The organism is Streptomyces sp. NPDC111516 (genome assembly GCF_055635345.1).
In genome coordinates this window covers 110,107-127,853 of the sequence record NZ_JBVKBV010000016.1, presented here as the reverse complement: position 1 = coordinate 127,853, position 17,747 = coordinate 110,107, and the positions used below count along the sequence as shown (strand labels likewise).

Here is a 17,747-nt window from a genome sequence, read left to right as displayed (position 1 = left end):
CCGCCTCCCGTACGACGGGAAGGGGCGGGCCGGAGCGCTGGTGAGAGCGGCTACGCCTGGATCAGCGGGCGTAGTACTCGACGACGAGCTGCTCGTCGCAGATCACGGGGATTTCCTTGCGGTTCGGGTCCCGGTCAAGGCGGAAGGCCAGGGCCTTCAGGTTCACCTGCAGGTAGCGCGGGGTCTCGCCGTCGGGGGCGTAACCACCCTCGCGGGCAACCTGGAAGGGGTGCTTGTCGCGGCTGCGCTCGCGGACCATCACGATGTTGTCGGGACGGACGCGGAAGGACGGCTTGTCGACCTTGCGGCCGTCGACCTCGATGTGACCGTGCACGACCATCTGGCGGGCCTGGTAGATGGTGCGGGCGATGCCCGAACGCAGAACCAGCGCGTCGAGACGACGCTCGAGCTCGACGACCAGCGCCTCGCCCGTCTTGCCCTCGGCCTTCTTGGCGCGGTCGTAGGCGCGCGCCATCTGACGCTCGCTGATGTCGTACTGGGCACGCAGACGCTGCTTCTCCAGCAGACGGACCTTGTAGTCCGAGTTCTGCTTGCGGCCACGGCCATGCTCGCCCGGCGGGTAGGGGCGGGCCTCGAAGTACTTGACGGCCTTCGGCGTCAGCGCGATGCCGAGCGCGCGGCTCTTCTTGACCTTGGGACGCGACTGGTTAGGCACGTTCTCCAGACCTCCATCGTAGGTTAGGTTAGGTTCACCTTACTTGAGGAGATCGCGTGTCTCGCCCGGGGAACACCACACACATCACGGACAGCACTGACAGCGTCGACACCTCTCAGGGTGCCGATACGACGGAGGACCGATCAGATCGTGGTCAGCCGCGTCCGGCGGGCTTGAAAACACTCGGATGCCGTCAGCAGCCGAGCGCACACGAACTCTCGTACAGAGTACCTGTTCGGCGGTGCTGCTCGTTCCCGGGCTGAACGGGGCCGGCCCGGGCGGCTGATGCCGTCGACCAGGAATGTGGGCCCCGACGGGGGCCTGTTCCTCGAACTCCCCGTGGATTCCCCGGCCGTACGGGCCGCGACGCATGCCGAGGGCGTCGGACAGACCGCTGTGCTGGAGATCACGGACGTCGCCCCGGTCTCCGTGCCGCACCGCATCCGCGCGCGCCCGGGTCTCCGGCCGGCTCGCCACCGTACCCGGCCGCCGGCCTTCCGGCCCCACCCGGTCTCGAGTCCCGCACTTCCCCCTCAGAGCCTGTCGGGTGACGGGCTCGCGTCGCCGTCGGAGCCCGGGCGGCCGAGGCGCTCGCGGACCCGCTCCACCACATCCGCGTAACGCGCCTCCGCGCCGTAGCGCGTGGGCTGGTAGTAGTGCTTGTCGCGCACGGCGTCCGGGGCGTACTGCTGGGCGGCGATGCCGCCGGGGACGTCGTGCGGATACACATAGCCCTGGGCGTGGCCCAGCTTGGCCGCGCCCTTGTAGTGGCCGTCGCGCAGATGGGCCGGTACGGGGCCCGCGAGCCCCTTCCGTACGTCCTCCTGGGCGGCGAAGATCGCCAGCGTCGCCGCATTGGACTTGGGGGCGAGGGCCAGGGCGATCGTGGCATGGCTCAAGGTGAGCGCCGCCTCCGGGAATCCGATCATGGCCACCGCCTGGGCGGCCGCGACGGCGACGGGCAGTGCCGTGGGATCGGCGAGACCGATGTCCTCGCTGGCCGAGATCATCAGCCGCCGGGCGATGAACCGGGGGTCCTCCCCCGCCTCGATCATCCGGGCCAGGTAATGCAGCGCGGCATCGACGTCGGAGCCGCGGATCGACTTGATGAGCGCGCTCGCCACGTCGTAGTGCTGGTCGCCGTCCCGGTCGTACTTGACGGCCGCGCGGTCGACCGTTTCCTCCAGGGTCAGGAGGGTGATCTCCTTCTCCTGCTTGGACAGCGCCGCTCCGGCCGCCGCCTCCAGCGCCGTCAGCGCCCGACGGGCGTCGCCGCCCGCGATACGCAGCAGATGTGTCTCGGCGTCGCCCGGCAGCGCCACCGCGCCACCCAGCCCGCGCTCGTCCGTGAGGGCACGCCGCAGCAGGCCACGCAGATCGTCGTCGGTGAGCGATTCCAGGGTGAGCAGGAGCGAGCGCGACAGCAGCGGCGAGATGATCGAGAAGTACGGATTCTCGGTGGTCGCGGCGATCAGGGTCACCCAGCGGTTCTCCACGGCCGGAAGCAGGGAGTCCTGCTGCGCCTTGGAGAAGCGGTGGATCTCGTCGAGGAAGAGGACGGTCTCCTTGCCGTAGCCGCCGGTGGCGCGGCGGGCGCCCTCGATGACGGCCCGTACTTCCTTGACGCCCGCGGTGATCGCGGACAGCTCGACGAAGCGCTTGTTGGTGGCCTTGCTGACCACGTAAGCGAGAGTCGTCTTCCCGATGCCGGGCGGACCCCAGAGGATCACCGACGAGGGCCCCGCGGGCCCGCCGTTCCCCTCGCCGACGAGGCGGCGCAGCGGCGAGCCCGGCTTGAGCAGATGCTGCTGGCCGACGACCTCGTCGAGGGTGCGGGGGCGCATCCGGACAGCCAGGGGGCTGCTGGACGGGTCCTTCTCCTGGCGGTCTTCGGCGGCTGCGGTAAAGAGGTCGGGCTCCACGTTTTGAAGCCTATGTCACGGCACCGACATCCCTGCCGGGCCGGTCGCCCGGCGGGAGCGGCGGCCCGGTCAGCTGGTCCAGAAGTCCCACCAGCGGGTCAGGATCAGCATGCCGATGATGCCGATCCACAGGACCGGCGGCACCCAGTGGAACTCCGTCAGTCCGCTGCGAAGCCAGTTCGGCGCGGGCAGGATCCGGTGCTTGATGTTGTGCGTGGTGACGTAGCAGAACATGAAGATCGTGGCGACCCAGGCCAGGCAGCACCACAGGCAGAGCGAGTTGATGTTGTAGAGCGACTGGTACTGGAGCCAGGTGCAGAAGCCGACGCCGAACAGCGTGCCGGCGTTCATCCCCAGCCAGTACCAGCTGCGGAAGCGGGCACCCGCGAGCAGTGCCAGGCCGATGCCGATGATCACTGAGTAGGTGACCAGGCCGAGCATCGGGTTCGGGAAGCCGAAGGCGGCCGCCTGGTCGCTCTTCATGATGCTGCCGCACGCGACGACCGGGTTGAGACTGCATCCCGGTGTGAAGTTGGGATCTTCCAGCAGCTTGAACTTGTCGATCGTGATGGCCCAGGCGGCGAGGAGTCCGGCCGCGCCCGTGATCACCAGCAGCAGTGCCAACGCCCGGCTGCCGCCGATGGTCCTCTTCCCGCCCTCCTCGTCCTGGTCGGAGGAGGGGTGGTCTACCGCTGCAGTCGTCATATCGCCGTTCCATCAGTGAGTGGCCTGCTGGGCACGGTCATTGTGCCGCACCGCATCGCGGGTCCTCTGTTCGATGGACATAAAGGTGTACGCGAAGCTTCACGCACGAGCGGTACGGCGCGCGCCCGGTCCGCGGGAGATTCTGCCGGGCCATCGCAGCCGTGACGGGGGAACCGTGTCGGTGCTCGGCGAGGACCCGGCTTCCGCCGACCGCCGTTGGCGTTCGCGGGTCGGAGTCGTCTGGCAGGGTGAATCCGCGCCTGCCGAGTTGACGGTGCGCGAGACGGTGACGTGCTTCGCCCACTACTGCCCGAGGCCGCGCGACTGCGAGGACGTCATCGCGCTGGTGGGTCCGGAACAGAAGGCCGACGCCCGTATCAAGGAGCTCTCCGGTGGCCGACGGCTGGTGCTGGGGGCCTGGAGCGTCGCCGGTCCGGTGCTGTGCCTGCTGACCTTCCGGGAAGGACCGGCACGACGCTGAGCGGGGTGCGTCGCCGGTCGCCGGGCGGGCTGGGAATTCAGCCCGTCCGGCGGCGCGGAGGCGCTACGCCAGGCGCTCGCGGATCGTCTCGGCCACTTCCGCCAGGGGGACCGCCGTCTGCTCGCCGGACTCCATGTCCTTGAGCTGGACCACGCCCTCGGCCAGGTCCCGCTCGCCCGCGACGATCGTGAACCGGGCGCCCGAGCGGTTCGCGCTCTTCATCGCACCCTTGAGGCCGCGGTTTCCGTACGCGAAGTCCGCCGCCACACCCTCGCGGCGCAACTGCGTGACGATCCCGAAGAGCACCCGCCGGGCCTCCTCGCCGAGCGGTACCGCGAAGACGCTGGTGGCCGCGGGCAGTTCGAGCTCGATGCCCTCCGCCTCCAGCGCGAGCACCGTGCGGTCCACGCCGAGCGCCCAGCCGACCGACGGGAGCGCCGGGCCGCCGATCATCTCGGACAGGCCGTCGTAACGGCCGCCGCCGCCCACCGCGGACTGCGAGCCGAGTCCGTCGTGGACGAACTCGAAGGTGGTGCGGGTGTAGTAGTCGAGGCCGCGGACGAGCCTCTCGTCGTCCTCGTACACCACACCTGCCGCGGCGAGCAGATCGCGTACCTCCTCGTGGTACGCCTTGCAGGCGTCGCACAGGTAGTCGCGCAGCACCGGTGCGCCGGCCAGCTGCTTCTGTACCTCGGGCCGCTTGTCGTCGAGGACCCGGAGCGGGTTGATCTCGATGCGGCGGCGGGTGTCGTCATCCAGATCGAGCTCGCGCAGGAAGCCCTGGAGCGCGTCCCGGTAGACGGGGCGGCACTCCTTGTCGCCCAGCGAGTTGAGCAGAATGCGGAAGTTCCGCAGACCCAGCGTGCGGTAGGCCTGGTCGGCCAGGATGATCAGCTCGGCGTCGAGCGCCGGGTCCTCGGCGCCGATCGCCTCCGCACCGACCTGCGAGAAGTGCCGGTAGCGGCCCTTCTGCGGGCGCTCGTAGCGGTAGTAGGAGCCGGAGTACCAGAGCTTCACGGGCAGGTTGCCGAGCTTGTGGAGGTTGGCCTCCAGTGCGGCGCGCAGCACGGACGCGGTGCCCTCCGGGCGCAGCGCCAGCTGGGAGCCGCCCTTGGTGGTGAGGGTGTACATCTCCTTGGTCACGATGTCGGTGGACTCACCGACACCGCGCGAGAAGAGGGCGACGTCCTCGAAGCCTGGCGTCTCGATGTAGCCGTAGCCGGAGTTCTTCAGGGGTGCGGCGATCGCCTCGCGCACCGCGAGGTACTTCGCGGAGTCGGGCGGGGTCAGGTCGTACGTGCCCTTGGGGGCCTTGAAGGTGCTCACGGTTTTTCTCTCGTCACATTCCTCGTCGGGGCGCGTCCATACCGTGCAGATACGGATTCGAGGCGCGCTCGCGGCCGATGGTCGTCTGGGGGCCGTGGCCGGACAGCACCACGGTCGAGTCGTCGAGCGGCAGGCACACACGGGCCAGCGACTCGAGCAGCTCGGCGTGGTCGCCGCCGGGCAGGTCGGTGCGTCCGACGGAGCCGGCGAAGAGCAGGTCGCCCGAGAAGAGGATCTGCGGAACATCCGCGGCCTCGGGCATCCTGAACGTCACCGACCCCTTGGTATGGCCGGGCGCGTGCGCGACACCGAACTCCAGACCGGCCAGCTTCAGCAGCGCGCCGTCGCTCAGCTCCTTGACGTCGTCCGGTTCCCCCACCGTCAGCTCGCCCATGAGCGGCATCCCGATGGAGCGGCCGAGGGCCTTCTCCGGGTCGCTCATCATGTACCGGTCCTCCGGGTGGATCCAGGCGGGGACGTCGTGCGCGCCGCACACCGGGACGACCGAGGCGACGTGGTCGATGTGGCCGTGGGTCAGTACGACGGCGACGGGCTTCAGCCGATGCTTCTTCAGTGCTTCCTCGACTCCGGATGCGGCCTGATGGCCCGGGTCGATGATCACGCACTCCTCGCCTGCGGCCGGGGCGACCAGGTAACAGTTGGTCCCCCAGGCTCCGGCGGGGAACCCGGCAATGAGCACGATCGTCCTTACTGGTCGTCCGACGATGGATTGCGACTGAGAAGGTCGCGGCAGTTCAGAGCCTACCGGCGCTCCTCATTCCACAGCTAACCCATATACGGTACGGGCAGCCCAGGCCCCATCACACGACCTACAAGGAGATCACCCGGTGGTCAGCAGCGATCAGCGGCGGCGGCAGCTCGCCAGGGAGAAGTTCGAGCGGCAGCAGCAGCGCCGGGAGGAGGCCCGCCGCCGGACGCGGCGGCTGACGGTCGTCATCGCGTCCGCGGTGGCCGTGGTGGCGGTCGTCGGGGTGGGCGCGTATCTCGCCCTCGACGGAGACGGCGACGGCAAGAAGGACAAGAGCGACGCGGCCGCGAGCCCTTCGGCTTCGCCGTCGCCGAGCGAGAGCAGCGCGCCGGAGCCCGCGATGAAGATCGACAAGACGTCGAAGTACACGATGTCGGTCAAGACGAGCCAGGGCGACATCGCGTTCACTATGGACGCGGCGAAGACCCCGCACACCACGAACTCGTTCAAGTCGCTGGCCGACAAGGGCTTCTTCGACGGTACGAAGTGCCACCGCCTCACCACACAGGGCATCTTCGTCCTGCAGTGCGGTGACCCCAAGGGCGACGGCACGGGCGGCCCCGGCTACACCATCCCGGACGAGAACCTGACCGGGCTGGGCAAGGCGGGCGCGGACGGCACGGTGACCTACCCCGCGGGCACGGTGGCGATGGCGAACACCGGCCAGCCGCACACCGGCGGCAGCCAGTTCTTCCTGGTGTACAAGGACAGCAAACTGCCGCCCACCTACACCCCGTTCGGCACGATGGACGACGCCTCGCTGAAGGCCGTCAAGGACATCGGTGCGGCGGGGGTGGCCGGCGGTGCCGCTGACGGTGCGCCGAAGAAGGCCGTGGACATCTCGAAGGCCGCTGTCGCGAAGTCGTGACGCGGCCGGGGCGGCCGGACGGGCCGTCCGGCGGTGACGGCAAAGCGCGGGCCGGAATATTTTCAGCCGCGCTGAGTGCGGACAGCCGGGCGGCCGGTCGCCTAGATTGGCGTTGTGCAGGGCGGGCGCTGCCCGCCCCAGGAAACTGTGGACGATGCCAGGGGGGCGAACCCTCTCGCAGGCATCAGGTGGAGGAGGCGCTGTGAGCAGCGACCCGTGGGGCCGTGTCGATGAGACAGGCACCGTGTACGTGCGTACAGCCGATGGCGAGCAGGTCGTCGGATCGTGGCAGGCGGGTTCCCCCGAGGAGGCTCTGGCCTACTTCGAGCGCAAGTACGAGGGCATTGTGGTCGAGATCGGCCTCCTCGAACGGCGGGTGAAGACCACCGACCTGTCGGCGAAGGACGCCACGACCGCCATCGAGCACCTGCGCCTGCAGGTGGACGAGCATCACGCCGTCGGCGACCTCGACGCGCTCCGTAAGCGACTCGACGCGCTGGCCGCGACGGTCGAGTCGCGGCGCGAGGAGCGCAAGGCCCAGAAGGCGAAGCAGACCGACGAGGCGAAGCACGCCAAGGAGGCGCTGGTCGCCGAGGCCGAGGAGCTGGCGCAGAGCGAGCAGTGGCGCTCCGCGGGCGAGCGGCTGCGCGCGCTCGTCGACACGTGGAAGGGCCTTCCGCGGCTCGACCGCAAGTCCGACGACGAGCTGTGGCACCGCTTCTCACACGCCCGCTCGGCGTTCTCCAAGCGCCGCAAGGCCCATTTCGCCTCGCTGGACGCCCAGCGCGAGGAGGCCCGTAAGGCCAAGGAGAAGCTGGTCGCGGAGGCCGAGTCGCTGTCCGGTTCCACGGACTGGGGAGCCACGGCCGCCCGTTACCGGGACCTGATGACGGAGTGGAAGGCGGTGGGCCGCGCCCAGCGCGAGGCCGAGGACGATCTGTGGAACCGTTTCCGCGGGGCTCAGGACGTCTTCTTCGCCGCCCGCAGCGAGGTCTTCGCCGAGCGGGATGCGGAACAGGGCGAGAACCTCAAGCTGAAGGAGGAGCTCGCCGCCGAGGCCGAGAAGCTGGTGCCGGTGAAGGACCTGAAGGCGGCCAGGGCCGCGTTCCGGGCCATCAACGAGCGCTGGGAGGCCATCGGCCATGTGCCGCGTGACGCCCGTCCGAAGGTCGAGGGGCGGATGCACGCGGTGGAGCGGGCCCTTCAGGAGGCCGAGGAGTCGGAGTGGCGCCGGACGAACCCGGAGGCGCGTGCGCGCGCCGCGGGTCTGACGGGTCAGCTGCAGGCGGCCGTGGACAAGCTGCGTACGCAGATCGACACGGCCCGCGCCTCGGGCAACAACGCCCGGGCCGACAAGCTGGCCAAGGAGCTCGAAGGCCGGCAGGCACTGCTGGACCAGGCGCTGAAGGGCCTGGAGGAGTTCGGCGGCTGATCCCCTGGTACGTCAGGCCGAAGGGCCCCCGTCAGGACGGGGGCCCTTCGGCCTGTTCGGGTCGAGGAAGTGCGCGCCGTCCTCCTCCTCGGCCGGTCAGGGCCTGCGCGCCGAGGTGACGCGGTAGACGTCGTAGACACCCTCCACGCCCCGTACAGCCTTCAGTACGTGTCCGAGGTGCTTCGGGTCGCCCATCTCGAAGGTGAAGCGCGAGGTGGCCACCCGGTCCCGGGAGGTCTGGACGGCCGCCGACAGGATGTTGACGTGCTGGTCCGACAGGACGCGGGTGACGTCCGAGAGCAGCCGCGACCGGTCCAGGGCCTCGACCTGGATGGCGACCAGGAAGACCGAGGACTGGGTCGGCGCCCACTCGACGTCCAGGATCCGTTCCGGCTGTTGCGACAGGGAGTCGACGTTGACGCAGTCTGCGCGGTGCACGGAGACCCCGCTGCCCCGGGTGACGAAGCCGATGATCGGGTCGCCGGGGACGGGCGTGCAGCAGCGGGCCAGTTTGACCCAGACGTCCTCGACGCCCTTGACGACGACACCGGGATCGGCGTTGGAACGGCGCTTGCCTCGGCCGCGCGAGGGCAGCGAGCTCTCCGCGATGTCCTCGTTGGCGGCGTCCTCGCCGCCGAGCGCCTGGACGAGCTTCTGTACGACCCCGGCGGCGGCCACATGGCCCTCGCCGATCGCCGCGTACAGGGACGAGATGTCGGGGTAGCGCATCTCGTGGGCGAGGGTGACCAGGGAGTCGCCGGTGAGGATGCGCTGGATCGGCAGGTTCTGCTTGCGCATGGCGCGCGCGATGGCGTCCTTGCCCTGCTCGATCGCCTCGTCGCGACGCTCCTTGGAGAACCAGGCACGGATCTTGTTGCGGGCGCGGGGCGACTTGACGAAACCCAGCCAGTCCCGGGACGGTCCGGCACCGGCCGCCTTCGAGGTGAAGACCTCCACCAGGTCGCCGTTGTCGAGGGTCGATTCGAGCGGTACGAGCCGACCGTTGACCCGTGCCCCTATGGTCCGGTGGCCGACCTCCGTATGGACGGCGTACGCGAAGTCGACCGGCGTCGCACCCGCGGGGAGCGCTATGACGTCGCCCTTGGGCGTGAAGACGAAGACCTCGTTGCGGGAGAGGTCGAAGCGCAGCGACTCCAGGAACTCGCTGGGGTCCTCCGTCTCCTTCTGCCAGTCCAGGAGCTGGCGCAGCCACGCCATGTCGTTGACGGTGTCCTGGCGCGCGCCCTTGCCGGTGCTCCTGGGTACGTCGGTGCGCACCTTGGAGGCGCCCGCGACGGCCTCCTGCTTGTACTTCCAGTGCGCGGCGATGCCGTACTCGGCGCGGCGGTGCATGTCGAACGTACGGATCTGCAGCTCGACCGGCTTGCCGCTGGGACCGATCACCGTCGTGTGCAGGGACTGGTACATGTTGAACTTGGGCATCGCGATGTAGTCCTTGAACCGGCCGGGGACCGGATTCCATCGCGCGTGGACGGTGCCGAGCGCCGCGTAACAGTCGCGGACGGTGTCGACGAGGACCCGGATGCCCACCAGGTCGTAGATCTCGGCGAAGTCCCGGCCCCGCACGATCATCTTCTGGTACACGCTGTAGTAGTGCTTCGGCCGGCCGGTGACGGTGGCCTTGATCCGGGCGGCACGCAGGTCGGCCTGGACCTCGTCGGTCACTATGGCGAGGTACTCGTCGCGCTTGGGGGCCCGCTCGGCGACGAGGCGGACGATCTCGTCGTACATCTTGGGGTAGAGGATCGCGAAGGCGAGGTCCTCCAGCTCCCACTTGATGGTGTTCATGCCCAGGCGGTGGGCCAGGGGCGCGTAGATCTCAAGCGTCTCGCGGGCCTTCTTCTCCTGCTTCTCCCGCTTGAGGTAGCGCATGGTGCGCATGTTGTGCAGCCGGTCGGCGAGCTTGATGACGAGGACCCTGGGGTCCTTGGCCATCGCGACGACCATCTTGCGTACGGTCTCGGCCTGGGCAGCCTCGCCGAACTTGACCTTGTCCAGCTTGGTGACGCCGTCGACGAGCAGGGCGACCTGGTCGCCGAAGTCCCGTCGCAGGGTGTCCAGGCCGTACTCGGTGTCCTCGACCGTGTCGTGCAGCAGGCCGGCCATCAGCGTCGCCGGGTCCATGCCGAGCTCGGCGAGGATCGTCGTGACGGCGAGCGGGTGCGTGATGTACGGGTCGCCGCTCTTGCGCTTCTGGCCGCGGTGCCAGCGCTCGGCGACCTGGTAGGCGCGCTCGATCTGCCGCAGCGTGGCCGTCTCCATCTTGGCGTCGTTGCTGCGGACGATGCGCAGCAGCGGTTCGAGCACCGGGTTGTACGGGCTGGAGCGCTGCACACCGAGGCGGGCGAGCCTGGCCCGTACCCGGTTGGAGGAGCCACCGGAGCGGCTCGCGGGAGCGGCCGGGGTGACCGGCTTGGCGGCGGGCTTCGCCGGGGGCTTCGGGGCGGACGCGGCCGACGAGGCGGGCGTGACCGGCTGGGCGGGGGAAGCGGGCGCGGGCCGCAGCACCGCGGCACCGGTCGGCGCCGGTCCCGTACCGGGCTCGGGTGCCGGGGGCTTCGGCTTCTGCGCAGGCTGCTTCTTCCCGGGCATGCCTGAGGCCGCCGCGGGCTTGTCGGGCTGCGGGGCGGCGGCGACTGGCTGGGCCTCGTCTGGCAAGAGCGCTCCTCATGCGGATCCGGATACCCGGAAAGGCCATCGTATCGATCCTGTGGCTCGTCCTCCCCCGGGGACCGTGAGACCCCTCACAACGCTGAACGGGCACCCGGTTGTTCCCGGGTGCCCGTCCTTCGCGCATGAGCCGTTGCCACGTACGGTCCGCTGCCGCTCAGACCGTGATCAGAACCTCCAGCGGCGCGCCGCGCAGGCCCTGCTCCAGCCGGGCGCGACCGGGCAGGAAACCGAGCTCCATGAGGACCGCGACGCCCGCGACCTCGGCCCCGGCCCGCCGGATCAGCTCCAGCGAGGCCTCGGCGGTGCCACCGGTCGCGAGGATGTCGTCGATGACCATGATCCGGTCGTCGGCGGACAGGTCCTCCGCGTGGATCTCGATCTCCGCGGTGCCGTACTCCAGGTCGTACGCCTGGCGGAGCGTGGCTCCGGGCAGCTTCCCCGCCTTGCGGACAGGTACGAAGCCGAGCCCGGCCCGGATCGCGACCGGGGCGGCCAGGATGAAGCCGCGGGCCTCAAGACCGACGACCTTCGTGGCGCCGTGGCGTACGCACAGTTCCGCGAGGGCCTCGGTGAGGGCCGCGAACGCTGCCGGGTCCGCGAGCAGCGGGGTGATGTCCTTGAACAGCACGCCCGGCTTGGGGTGGTCCGGCACATCACGGATCCGGCTGAGCAGGAGCTCGCGGACGCTCTCGGTGGTGCTGCTGGTCATCGACGCTTCCCAGAGGTCCGGCCGTGGCCCCTGGGGGGCTCCTGGCGCTGGCCGACGACCGCGGCGGCGGGTACGGCGTCCTGGAGGGAGTCGTCGTCCGAGGGCTCGTCCTCGGCGGACTCGCCCTTGGCGGCGGCTGCCGCACGCTTGGCGAGGACCCGCTTCTTCAGGGCCTTCATCTGCGGGTCGCGTTCCTTGAGGTCGGCGACGAGCGGGGTGGCGATGAAGATCGAGGAGTACGCACCGGCCGCGAGGCCGACGAACAGCGACAGCGAGATGTCGTTCAGCATGCCGGCGCCGAGGACACCGCCGCCGATGAAGAGCAGACCGGCGACGGGGAGCAGAGCCACGACGGTGGTGTTGATGGAGCGGACCAGCGTGCCGTTGATCGAGCGGTTGGCGATCTCGCTGTACGTCCACCGGGTCTGCTTGGTGATGTCGTGCGTGCTCTCCCTGAGGCTGTCGAAGACGACGACCGTGTCGTAGAGGGAGTAACCGAGGATGGTCAGCAGACCGATCACGGTGCCCGGGGTGACCTCGAAGCCGACCAGGGCGTAGATCCCGACCGTGATGGTGATGTCGTGGATCAGCGCGACCAGGGCCGCGATCGCCATGCGCCACTCGAAGGCGATGGCCAGGTAGATCACCACGAGGACCATGAAGACGCCGAGGCCGGTCCAGGCCTTGTTGGCGATCTGCTCACCCCAGCTGGGGCCGACCAGGTCGGCGGCGATCTTCTCCGTCGGGACGTTGAGGCCCTTGGAGAGCTGTTCCTTGATCTGGTCGGACTTCGCGGTGTCGACCTCGGTGATCTGGATACGCAGACCGCCGCTGTTGCCGAGCTTCTGGACGATCGCCTGGTGGCCGGAGGCCTCCGTGGCGAGGTCCTCCGCATGGGCGACGCTGACGCTCGTGTTCGGGGTGGTGAAGACCGCGCCGCCCTTGAACTCGATGCCCATGTTCAGACCGCTGACCGCCAGGCCGACAATGGCCGTGATGGTGATCAGGATCGAGATCCCGTACCAGATCTTGCGCTTGCCGATGAAGTCGTAGCCGACCTCGCCTCGGTAGAGACGGGCGCCGAGACTGCCGAGTCGCGACATCTCACGCCTCCTTCGGTTCAGTGGGGGCGTTGACACGGCGCGAGCGGCGCAGCGGCGGCTTGGCGCCGAGCCGCTTCGGATCCAGACCGGACCACGGGTGACCGCTGGAGAAGAACTTCGTACGGGCCATCAGTGTCATGACGGGCTTGGTGAAGAGGAACACCACGACCACGTCGAGCAGGGTGGTGAGACCCAGCGTGAACGCGAAGCCCTGAACCTTGCCGACGGTGACGACGAAGAGCACCGCGGCGGCGAGGAACGACACGAAGTCGGAGACCAGGATGGTGCGCCGGGCGCGCGGCCAGGCGCGCTGGACGGCCGGGCGGAGCGTACGGCCGTCGCGGATCTCGTCGCGGATTCTCTCGAAGTACACGATGAAGGAGTCCGCGGTGATACCGATGGCCACGATGGCGCCGCAGACCGCCGGGAGGTTCAGAGCGAAGCCGATGGCCGGGCCGAGCAACGACATGAGCGTGTAGGTCAGGATGCCGGAGGCCATCAGGCTCAGGAGCGCGATGAACGCCAGTCCGCGGTAGTAGGCCACCAGGTAGATGATCACCAGGGCCAGACCGATGGCGCCGGCGATCAGACCGGCCTGGAGCTGCTCGCCGCCGAGCGCGGCGGTGACGGTGGTGACGCCCTGCTCCTTGAAGGAGAGCGGGAGCGCACCGTAGGAGAGCACGTTGGCCAGGTCCTCGGCGGACTGCTGGGTGAAGCTGCCGGAGATCTCGGCGCTGCCGCTGAGCGTCGTGCGCACGGAAGGCGCCGACACGACCTCGCCGTCCAGGGAGATGGCGAACTGGTTCTGCGGGGACTGCAGTGCGGAGAGCTTCTGGGTGATCGTCTGGAACTCTTTGGAGCCCTTCTTGGTGAACTCCATGTTGACGATCCACATGCCGCGCTGCTGGTCGAAGCCGGCCTTGGCGTTGGCTACCTCGGTGCCGGACACCTCGGCCGGGCCGAGGACGTACTTGGCGTCGCCCTCGGAGCTGCACGCGACGACCGTGTCGGTGGGCTTGGCGCCCCGTGCGGCCGCGGCGCGGGAAGCCTTGCTGGAGCAGTCGAGCGCCGCGAACTGCTTCTGGAGCTTGGCGGCGGCCGCCTCTTCCGCGGCGGAGGGAGCGGATGCGGAGGGATCCGGTGTCGTGGCGGCGGAGCCGCTCGCCTTGGGGCTCGGTGTGACGTCGGCCTTGAGGCCGTCGGTGACCGCGCGGCCCTGCGGGGAGGCGCCGGCGCTCGGCGTCGCCGACGCCTTTCCGTCGGCCGATGCCGAGCTGCTCGGGCTCGCGGACGGGCTGGGCTTGCCGGATGACGAGCCGCTGGGCGTCGGGGTGGGGGTGCCCTGGGCGACGGTCAGCACCGGCCGGAAGTAGAGCTTGGCGGTGGTGCCGACCTGCTCACGGGCCTGGGCGGAGTTCGTGCCCTTGGGGATGTTGACGATGATGTTGCGATCGCCCTGGGTCTGGACCTCGGCTTCGGAGACGCCAAGACCATTGACACGGCGTTCCATGATCTGGACCGCCGTGTCCATGTTGGTCTTGTTGATCGCCGATTCCTGGCCCGGCTCGCTCGTCGCCTCAAGCGTGATGGACGTGCCGCCCGCCAGGTCGATGCCCAGTCGTGGGGCCGTCTGACCCGCCAGGAACATCCCGCCGGTGAGCGCGACCATGGCGATCAGGATCAGAGCCAGGGCACGCCCCGGCCTGCCCTGACCGCCGGCCGGCCCTCGGCTCTTCTTCGGTGCTGCCACCTTCTCGTTTCTCCCTGTCCAACCGCCCCGCGCCGGGTACGCGCCCGAGCGGCCACGAAGTGTTGTGGGGACCCGCCCCCGCAGAAGATCGCACGGTCCGGGGAGTACCTGATGCCGGTGGGCTCATGGCATCCCCGGGTCGTGGGTTACTTCGCGTCGGCCTCGCCGTCGGTCTTGCCCTCGGACTTCTTGTCGGCCGCGGCGTCCTTCGGCTCGGCGTCGTCGGCGTCGTCGGCCTTCTTGCCGAGGTCGATCTTGGCGTCGTCCGAGGTGTCCTCGTCGGTGCCGGCCTCGGCCTCGGTCAGCGAGGAGGCATCGTCCGGCACGATCGCGCCGTCGAGGTCGAGGGCGTTCTCGTCGTCGCCGTGGACGATGCGGTTGTACTCCGCGTCGTCGAGGACGGCGCCGATGGCGTTCTTGGCGTAGACGGCGTGGACGCCGGGCGCGATCTCAAGGAGAACGGTGTCGTCGTGAAGTTCCTTGACGGTGGCGTACATGCCCCCGATCGTCCGGACGCCAGTGCCGGGCTGCATTTCGTTGCGCATCTGGACGGCGGCCGCCTGCTTCTTCTTGGCGGACCGCGTCATCAGGAACATGGCCCCGATGAGCACGATGAAGGGGAGAAGAGTCACGGGATTCACGGGACGAGTTTCCTTCGCACGACCGCGCTGGACGGCGGCCTGATCTACGGGGGTGGGTACACCGACCTTTAAGGGCGGCATCGGCGGAGTCTAAGCGAGTCCGCATCGATGGAACAACGCCCGGCATGGCTCGGTGGTTCCTGTCCGGGTGAACCTGTGACGCATCACGCCCCGAACAGACCCTGTTGTCCCTTTCCGTCATGCTGCGGCGGCGCGAGACCGAGGTGAGCCCACGCCGCGGGTGTCGCGACGCGCCCCCGCGGCGTCCTGGCCAGCAGCCCTTCCCGTACCAGGAAGGGCTCGGCGACCTCCTCGACCGTTTCGCGCTCCTCACCCACGGCAACCGCGAGGGTGGACAGCCCGACGGGGCCGCCGCCGAAAAGTTTCAGCAGGGCGCCGAGCACCGCACGGTCCAGCCGGTCGAGCCCGCGGGCATCGACCTCGTAGACCCCGAGGGCCGCGGAGGCGACGGCACGGTCGATCCGCCCGTCCGCCTTGACCTGGGCGTAGTCCCGGACGCGGCGCAGCAGCCGGTTGGCGATGCGGGGGGTGCCGCGGGAACGCCCGGCGATCTCGGCGGCCCCCTCCGTGTCTATCGCCACGTCCAAGAGGCGGGCGGAACGGTGGATGACGCGTTCCAGTTCGGTGGGAGCGTAGAACTCCATGTGGCCGGTGAAGCCGAAGCGGTCGCGCAGCGGGGGCGGCAGAAGTCCGGCCCTGGTGGTTGCGCCCACCAGAGTGAACGGCGGCAGTTCCAGCGGGATGGCGGTGGCGCCGGGGCCCTTGCCGACGATGACGTCGACCCGGAAGTCCTCCATCGCCATGTAGAGCATCTCCTCGGCGGGCCGCGACATGCGGTGGATCTCGTCGAGGAAGAGAACCTCGCCCTCCTGGAGCGACGAGAGAATCGCCGCAAGATCACCCGCATGCTGGATGGCGGGGCCGGAGGTGATCCGGATCGGTGCGCCCATCTCGGCCGCGATGATCATGGAGAGGGTGGTCTTGCCGAGGCCGGGGGCGCCGGAGAGCAGGACATGGTCGGCGGTGGCGCCGCGGGCCCTGGCCGCCTTGAGGACCAGGTCGAGCTGTTCGCGCACCTTCTCCTGGCCGACGAATTCATCGAGGTCCTTCGGCCGCAGCGCCGCTTCGACCGCGGTGTCCTCGCCGTCCGCGTCGGCGTCGACAAGGCGTTCGTCCTGCCGCTCACCGAGGCGCTCGCCGAGCGGCTCTTCGGTGTCGGGTCCGATCTCGTCCCAGTTCATTCAGTCTGTCCCGCCTCGGGTGTTTCGGTGCCGTGCGGTGCCCGGCCCTGCGTCGGGGTTCAGGTGCCCCGGGGGTGTCGCGCTCCGGTCAGCGCGCACGGTTGAGGGTCTGCAGCGCGGCGCGCAACAGTTGCGGCACGGGGGCCTGCCCGCCCTCGGCCAGCGCCGCCTCGGCCTGCGGGATGACCGCGGTGACCGCTTCGTCGGCCTCGCGGGTGGCGTAGCCGAGACCGATCAGGGCGGCCTGCAGCTGGTCGCGCCAGGAGGAGGTGACGGCGGTGCCGATGCCCTGCCGGCCGATCTGGGCGACGGGCTCGCCGAGTCTGTCCTTCAGTTCCAGGAGGAGTTTCTGCGCGCCCTTCTTGCCGATACCGGAGACGGCGGTGAGCGCCTTCTCGTCGCCGGCGGCGACCGCGATCCGCAGGGCGTCCGGGGTGTGGGTGGCGAGCATGGCCTGGGCGAGCCGGGGACCGACTCCGCTGGCGGTCTGGAGCAGCTCGAAGACCTGCCGCTCGTCGTCGTCGGCGAAGCCGTAGAGGGTGAGCGAGTCCTCCCGTACGACGAGGGAGGTGGCGAGCCTGGCCTCCTGGCCGATCCGGAGGCCGGCCAGGGTGTTCGGTGTGCACTGGACGGCCATGCCGATGCCGCCCACCTCGATCACGGCCGTGGTCGGGGCGAGCGCGGCCACGGGGCCGCTGACGAAGGCGATCATCGGGGGACCTTCCGGACGGGAGCTGCGGGTGTACGGGGAACACGAGCGGTGCGAGCCGCGGCGGCGGCCGCCGCGTGTGCCTGCTGGAGGCGGTTGACGGCGGGGACGCGCCAGATGTGGCAGATGGCGAGCGCGAGGGCGTCGGCCGCGTCGGCCGGTTTCGGCGGGGCGTCGAGCCGCAGCAGCCGGGTGACCATCGCGCCGACCTGCGCCTTGTCGGCGCGGCCGCTGCCGGTGACGGCCGCCTTGACCTCGCTGGGGGTGTGCAGGGCGACGGGGATGCCGCGCCGGGACGCGCAGAGCATGGCGACGGCGCTGGCCTGGGCGGTGCCCATCACCGTACGGACGTTGTGCTGGCTGAACACCCGCTCCACGGCGACGAATTCGGGCCGGTACTCGTCCAGCCATTCCTCCATGCCGCGCTCGATGGCGACCAGCCGCCGGCCGAGCTCCGCATCGGCCGGGGTGCGGACGACGCCGACGCCGAGCATCGTCAGGGGCCGCCCGGCGACGCCTTCGACGACGCCGACACCGCACCGGGTCAGCCCCGGGTCGACGCCGAGTACCCGCATGGGGCGCCCCCTCCGTACCGATCGGTCAACTGTTCCCGCAGGCTATCGGCTCGCACTGACAACGCGTCGGGCAAAGCGACGGGCCGACGGGGTGTGTCCCCGTCGGCCCGTCCATGAAGGCTGTG

At 69.8% G+C, this 17,747-nt stretch carries 15 protein-coding genes and 2 pseudogenes; 4 read left to right on the top strand and 13 right to left on the bottom strand.

Annotated elements, in window-relative coordinates; genetic code table 11:
• Positions 1–61 precede the first annotated feature (61 nt).
• Positions 62–676 carry a 30S ribosomal protein S4 gene (gene rpsD, locus ACZ7L9_RS26630; RefSeq protein ID WP_030918857.1) on the bottom strand — a complete coding sequence of 205 codons (615 nt, stop codon included), beginning with the start codon at positions 674–676 and terminating at the stop codon, positions 62–64.
• Positions 677–863: 187 nt separating this feature from the next.
• On the opposite strand from rpsD, the pseudogene ACZ7L9_RS26625 reads away from it, so the two are divergent.
• Positions 864–1,163 (top strand): annotated as a pseudogene (locus tag ACZ7L9_RS26625) (DUF2470 domain-containing protein); the annotation flags it as partial.
• A 46-nt stretch (positions 1,164–1,209) separates the two neighbouring features.
• Here the strand turns inward: ACZ7L9_RS26625 and ACZ7L9_RS26620 are convergent.
• Both ACZ7L9_RS26620 and ACZ7L9_RS26615 read right to left on the bottom strand, forming a co-directional pair.
• The gene (locus ACZ7L9_RS26620) at positions 1,210–2,598 is read right to left on the bottom strand and encodes a replication-associated recombination protein A (RefSeq protein ID WP_471418894.1); all 1,389 of its coding nucleotides are present in this window, start codon (positions 2,596–2,598) and stop codon (positions 1,210–1,212) included.
• Positions 2,599–2,667: 69 nt separating this feature from the next.
• Positions 2,668–3,303: a vitamin K epoxide reductase family protein gene (locus ACZ7L9_RS26615; protein ID WP_471418893.1), complete on the bottom strand. Its 636-nt coding sequence runs from the start codon at positions 3,301–3,303 to the stop codon at positions 2,668–2,670.
• A 136-nt stretch (positions 3,304–3,439) separates the two neighbouring features.
• On the opposite strand from ACZ7L9_RS26615, the pseudogene ACZ7L9_RS26610 reads away from it, so the two are divergent.
• Positions 3,440–3,754 (top strand): annotated as a pseudogene (locus ACZ7L9_RS26610) (ATP-binding cassette domain-containing protein); the annotation flags it as partial.
• A gap of 93 nt (positions 3,755–3,847) precedes the next feature.
• Here the strand turns inward: ACZ7L9_RS26610 and hisS are convergent.
• Both hisS and ACZ7L9_RS26600 read right to left on the bottom strand, forming a co-directional pair.
• Positions 3,848–5,110: a histidine--tRNA ligase gene (gene hisS / locus ACZ7L9_RS26605; RefSeq protein WP_471418891.1), complete on the bottom strand. Its 1,263-nt coding sequence runs from the start codon at positions 5,108–5,110 to the stop codon at positions 3,848–3,850.
• Positions 5,111–5,123: 13 nt separating this feature from the next.
• Positions 5,124–5,810, bottom strand: a complete 687-nt coding sequence (locus ACZ7L9_RS26600) for an MBL fold metallo-hydrolase (protein ID WP_266745112.1) — start codon at positions 5,808–5,810, stop codon at positions 5,124–5,126.
• Between the two features lie 148 nt (positions 5,811–5,958).
• Between ACZ7L9_RS26600 and ACZ7L9_RS26595 the strand changes: the two genes are divergently transcribed.
• Both ACZ7L9_RS26595 and ACZ7L9_RS26590 read left to right on the top strand, forming a co-directional pair.
• Complete coding sequence (locus ACZ7L9_RS26595) at positions 5,959–6,747, top strand: peptidylprolyl isomerase (RefSeq protein ID WP_471418889.1); 789 nt, start codon at positions 5,959–5,961, stop codon at positions 6,745–6,747.
• A 202-nt stretch (positions 6,748–6,949) separates the two neighbouring features.
• Positions 6,950–8,179 carry a DUF349 domain-containing protein gene (locus ACZ7L9_RS26590; protein WP_471418887.1) on the top strand — a complete coding sequence of 410 codons (1,230 nt, stop codon included), beginning with the start codon at positions 6,950–6,952 and terminating at the stop codon, positions 8,177–8,179.
• Between the two features lie 96 nt (positions 8,180–8,275).
• Here ACZ7L9_RS26590 and ACZ7L9_RS26585 read toward each other — a convergent pair whose 3' ends face one another.
• The 8 genes from ACZ7L9_RS26585 to ruvC all read right to left on the bottom strand — a co-directional run bounded on the left by ACZ7L9_RS26585 (position 8,276) and on the right by ruvC (position 17,622).
• Positions 8,276–10,858, bottom strand: coding sequence for a RelA/SpoT family protein (locus ACZ7L9_RS26585; RefSeq protein ID WP_471418882.1), 2,583 nt, complete (start codon positions 10,856–10,858; stop codon positions 8,276–8,278).
• Positions 10,859–11,027: 169 nt separating this feature from the next.
• Positions 11,028–11,582, bottom strand: coding sequence for an adenine phosphoribosyltransferase (locus tag ACZ7L9_RS26580; protein ID WP_471418880.1), 555 nt, complete (start codon positions 11,580–11,582; stop codon positions 11,028–11,030).
• Positions 11,579–12,685, bottom strand: a complete 1,107-nt coding sequence (gene secF / locus ACZ7L9_RS26575) for a protein translocase subunit SecF (RefSeq protein ID WP_471418878.1) — start codon at positions 12,683–12,685, stop codon at positions 11,579–11,581. The genes ACZ7L9_RS26580 and secF overlap by 4 nt, the downstream gene beginning before the upstream one ends.
• Position 12,686: 1 nt before the next feature.
• Positions 12,687–14,435, bottom strand: coding sequence for a protein translocase subunit SecD (secD, locus tag ACZ7L9_RS26570; RefSeq protein ID WP_471418877.1), 1,749 nt, complete (start codon positions 14,433–14,435; stop codon positions 12,687–12,689).
• Between the two features lie 146 nt (positions 14,436–14,581).
• Positions 14,582–15,076, bottom strand: a complete 495-nt coding sequence (yajC, locus tag ACZ7L9_RS26565) for a preprotein translocase subunit YajC (RefSeq protein ID WP_471418875.1) — start codon at positions 15,074–15,076, stop codon at positions 14,582–14,584.
• Between the two features lie 164 nt (positions 15,077–15,240).
• Positions 15,241–16,338, bottom strand: a complete 1,098-nt coding sequence (gene ruvB, locus ACZ7L9_RS26560) for a Holliday junction branch migration DNA helicase RuvB (RefSeq protein WP_471418874.1) — start codon at positions 16,336–16,338, stop codon at positions 15,241–15,243.
• Positions 16,339–16,426: 88 nt separating this feature from the next.
• The gene (ruvA, locus tag ACZ7L9_RS26555; RefSeq protein ID WP_471418872.1) at positions 16,427–17,050 is read right to left on the bottom strand and encodes a Holliday junction branch migration protein RuvA; all 624 of its coding nucleotides are present in this window, start codon (positions 17,048–17,050) and stop codon (positions 16,427–16,429) included.
• Entirely contained in the window at positions 17,047–17,622 is a 576-nt protein-coding gene (ruvC, locus tag ACZ7L9_RS26550) for a crossover junction endodeoxyribonuclease RuvC (protein WP_471418869.1), read from the bottom strand. The genes ruvA and ruvC overlap by 4 nt, the downstream gene beginning before the upstream one ends.
• Positions 17,623–17,747: the final 125 nt, after the last annotated feature.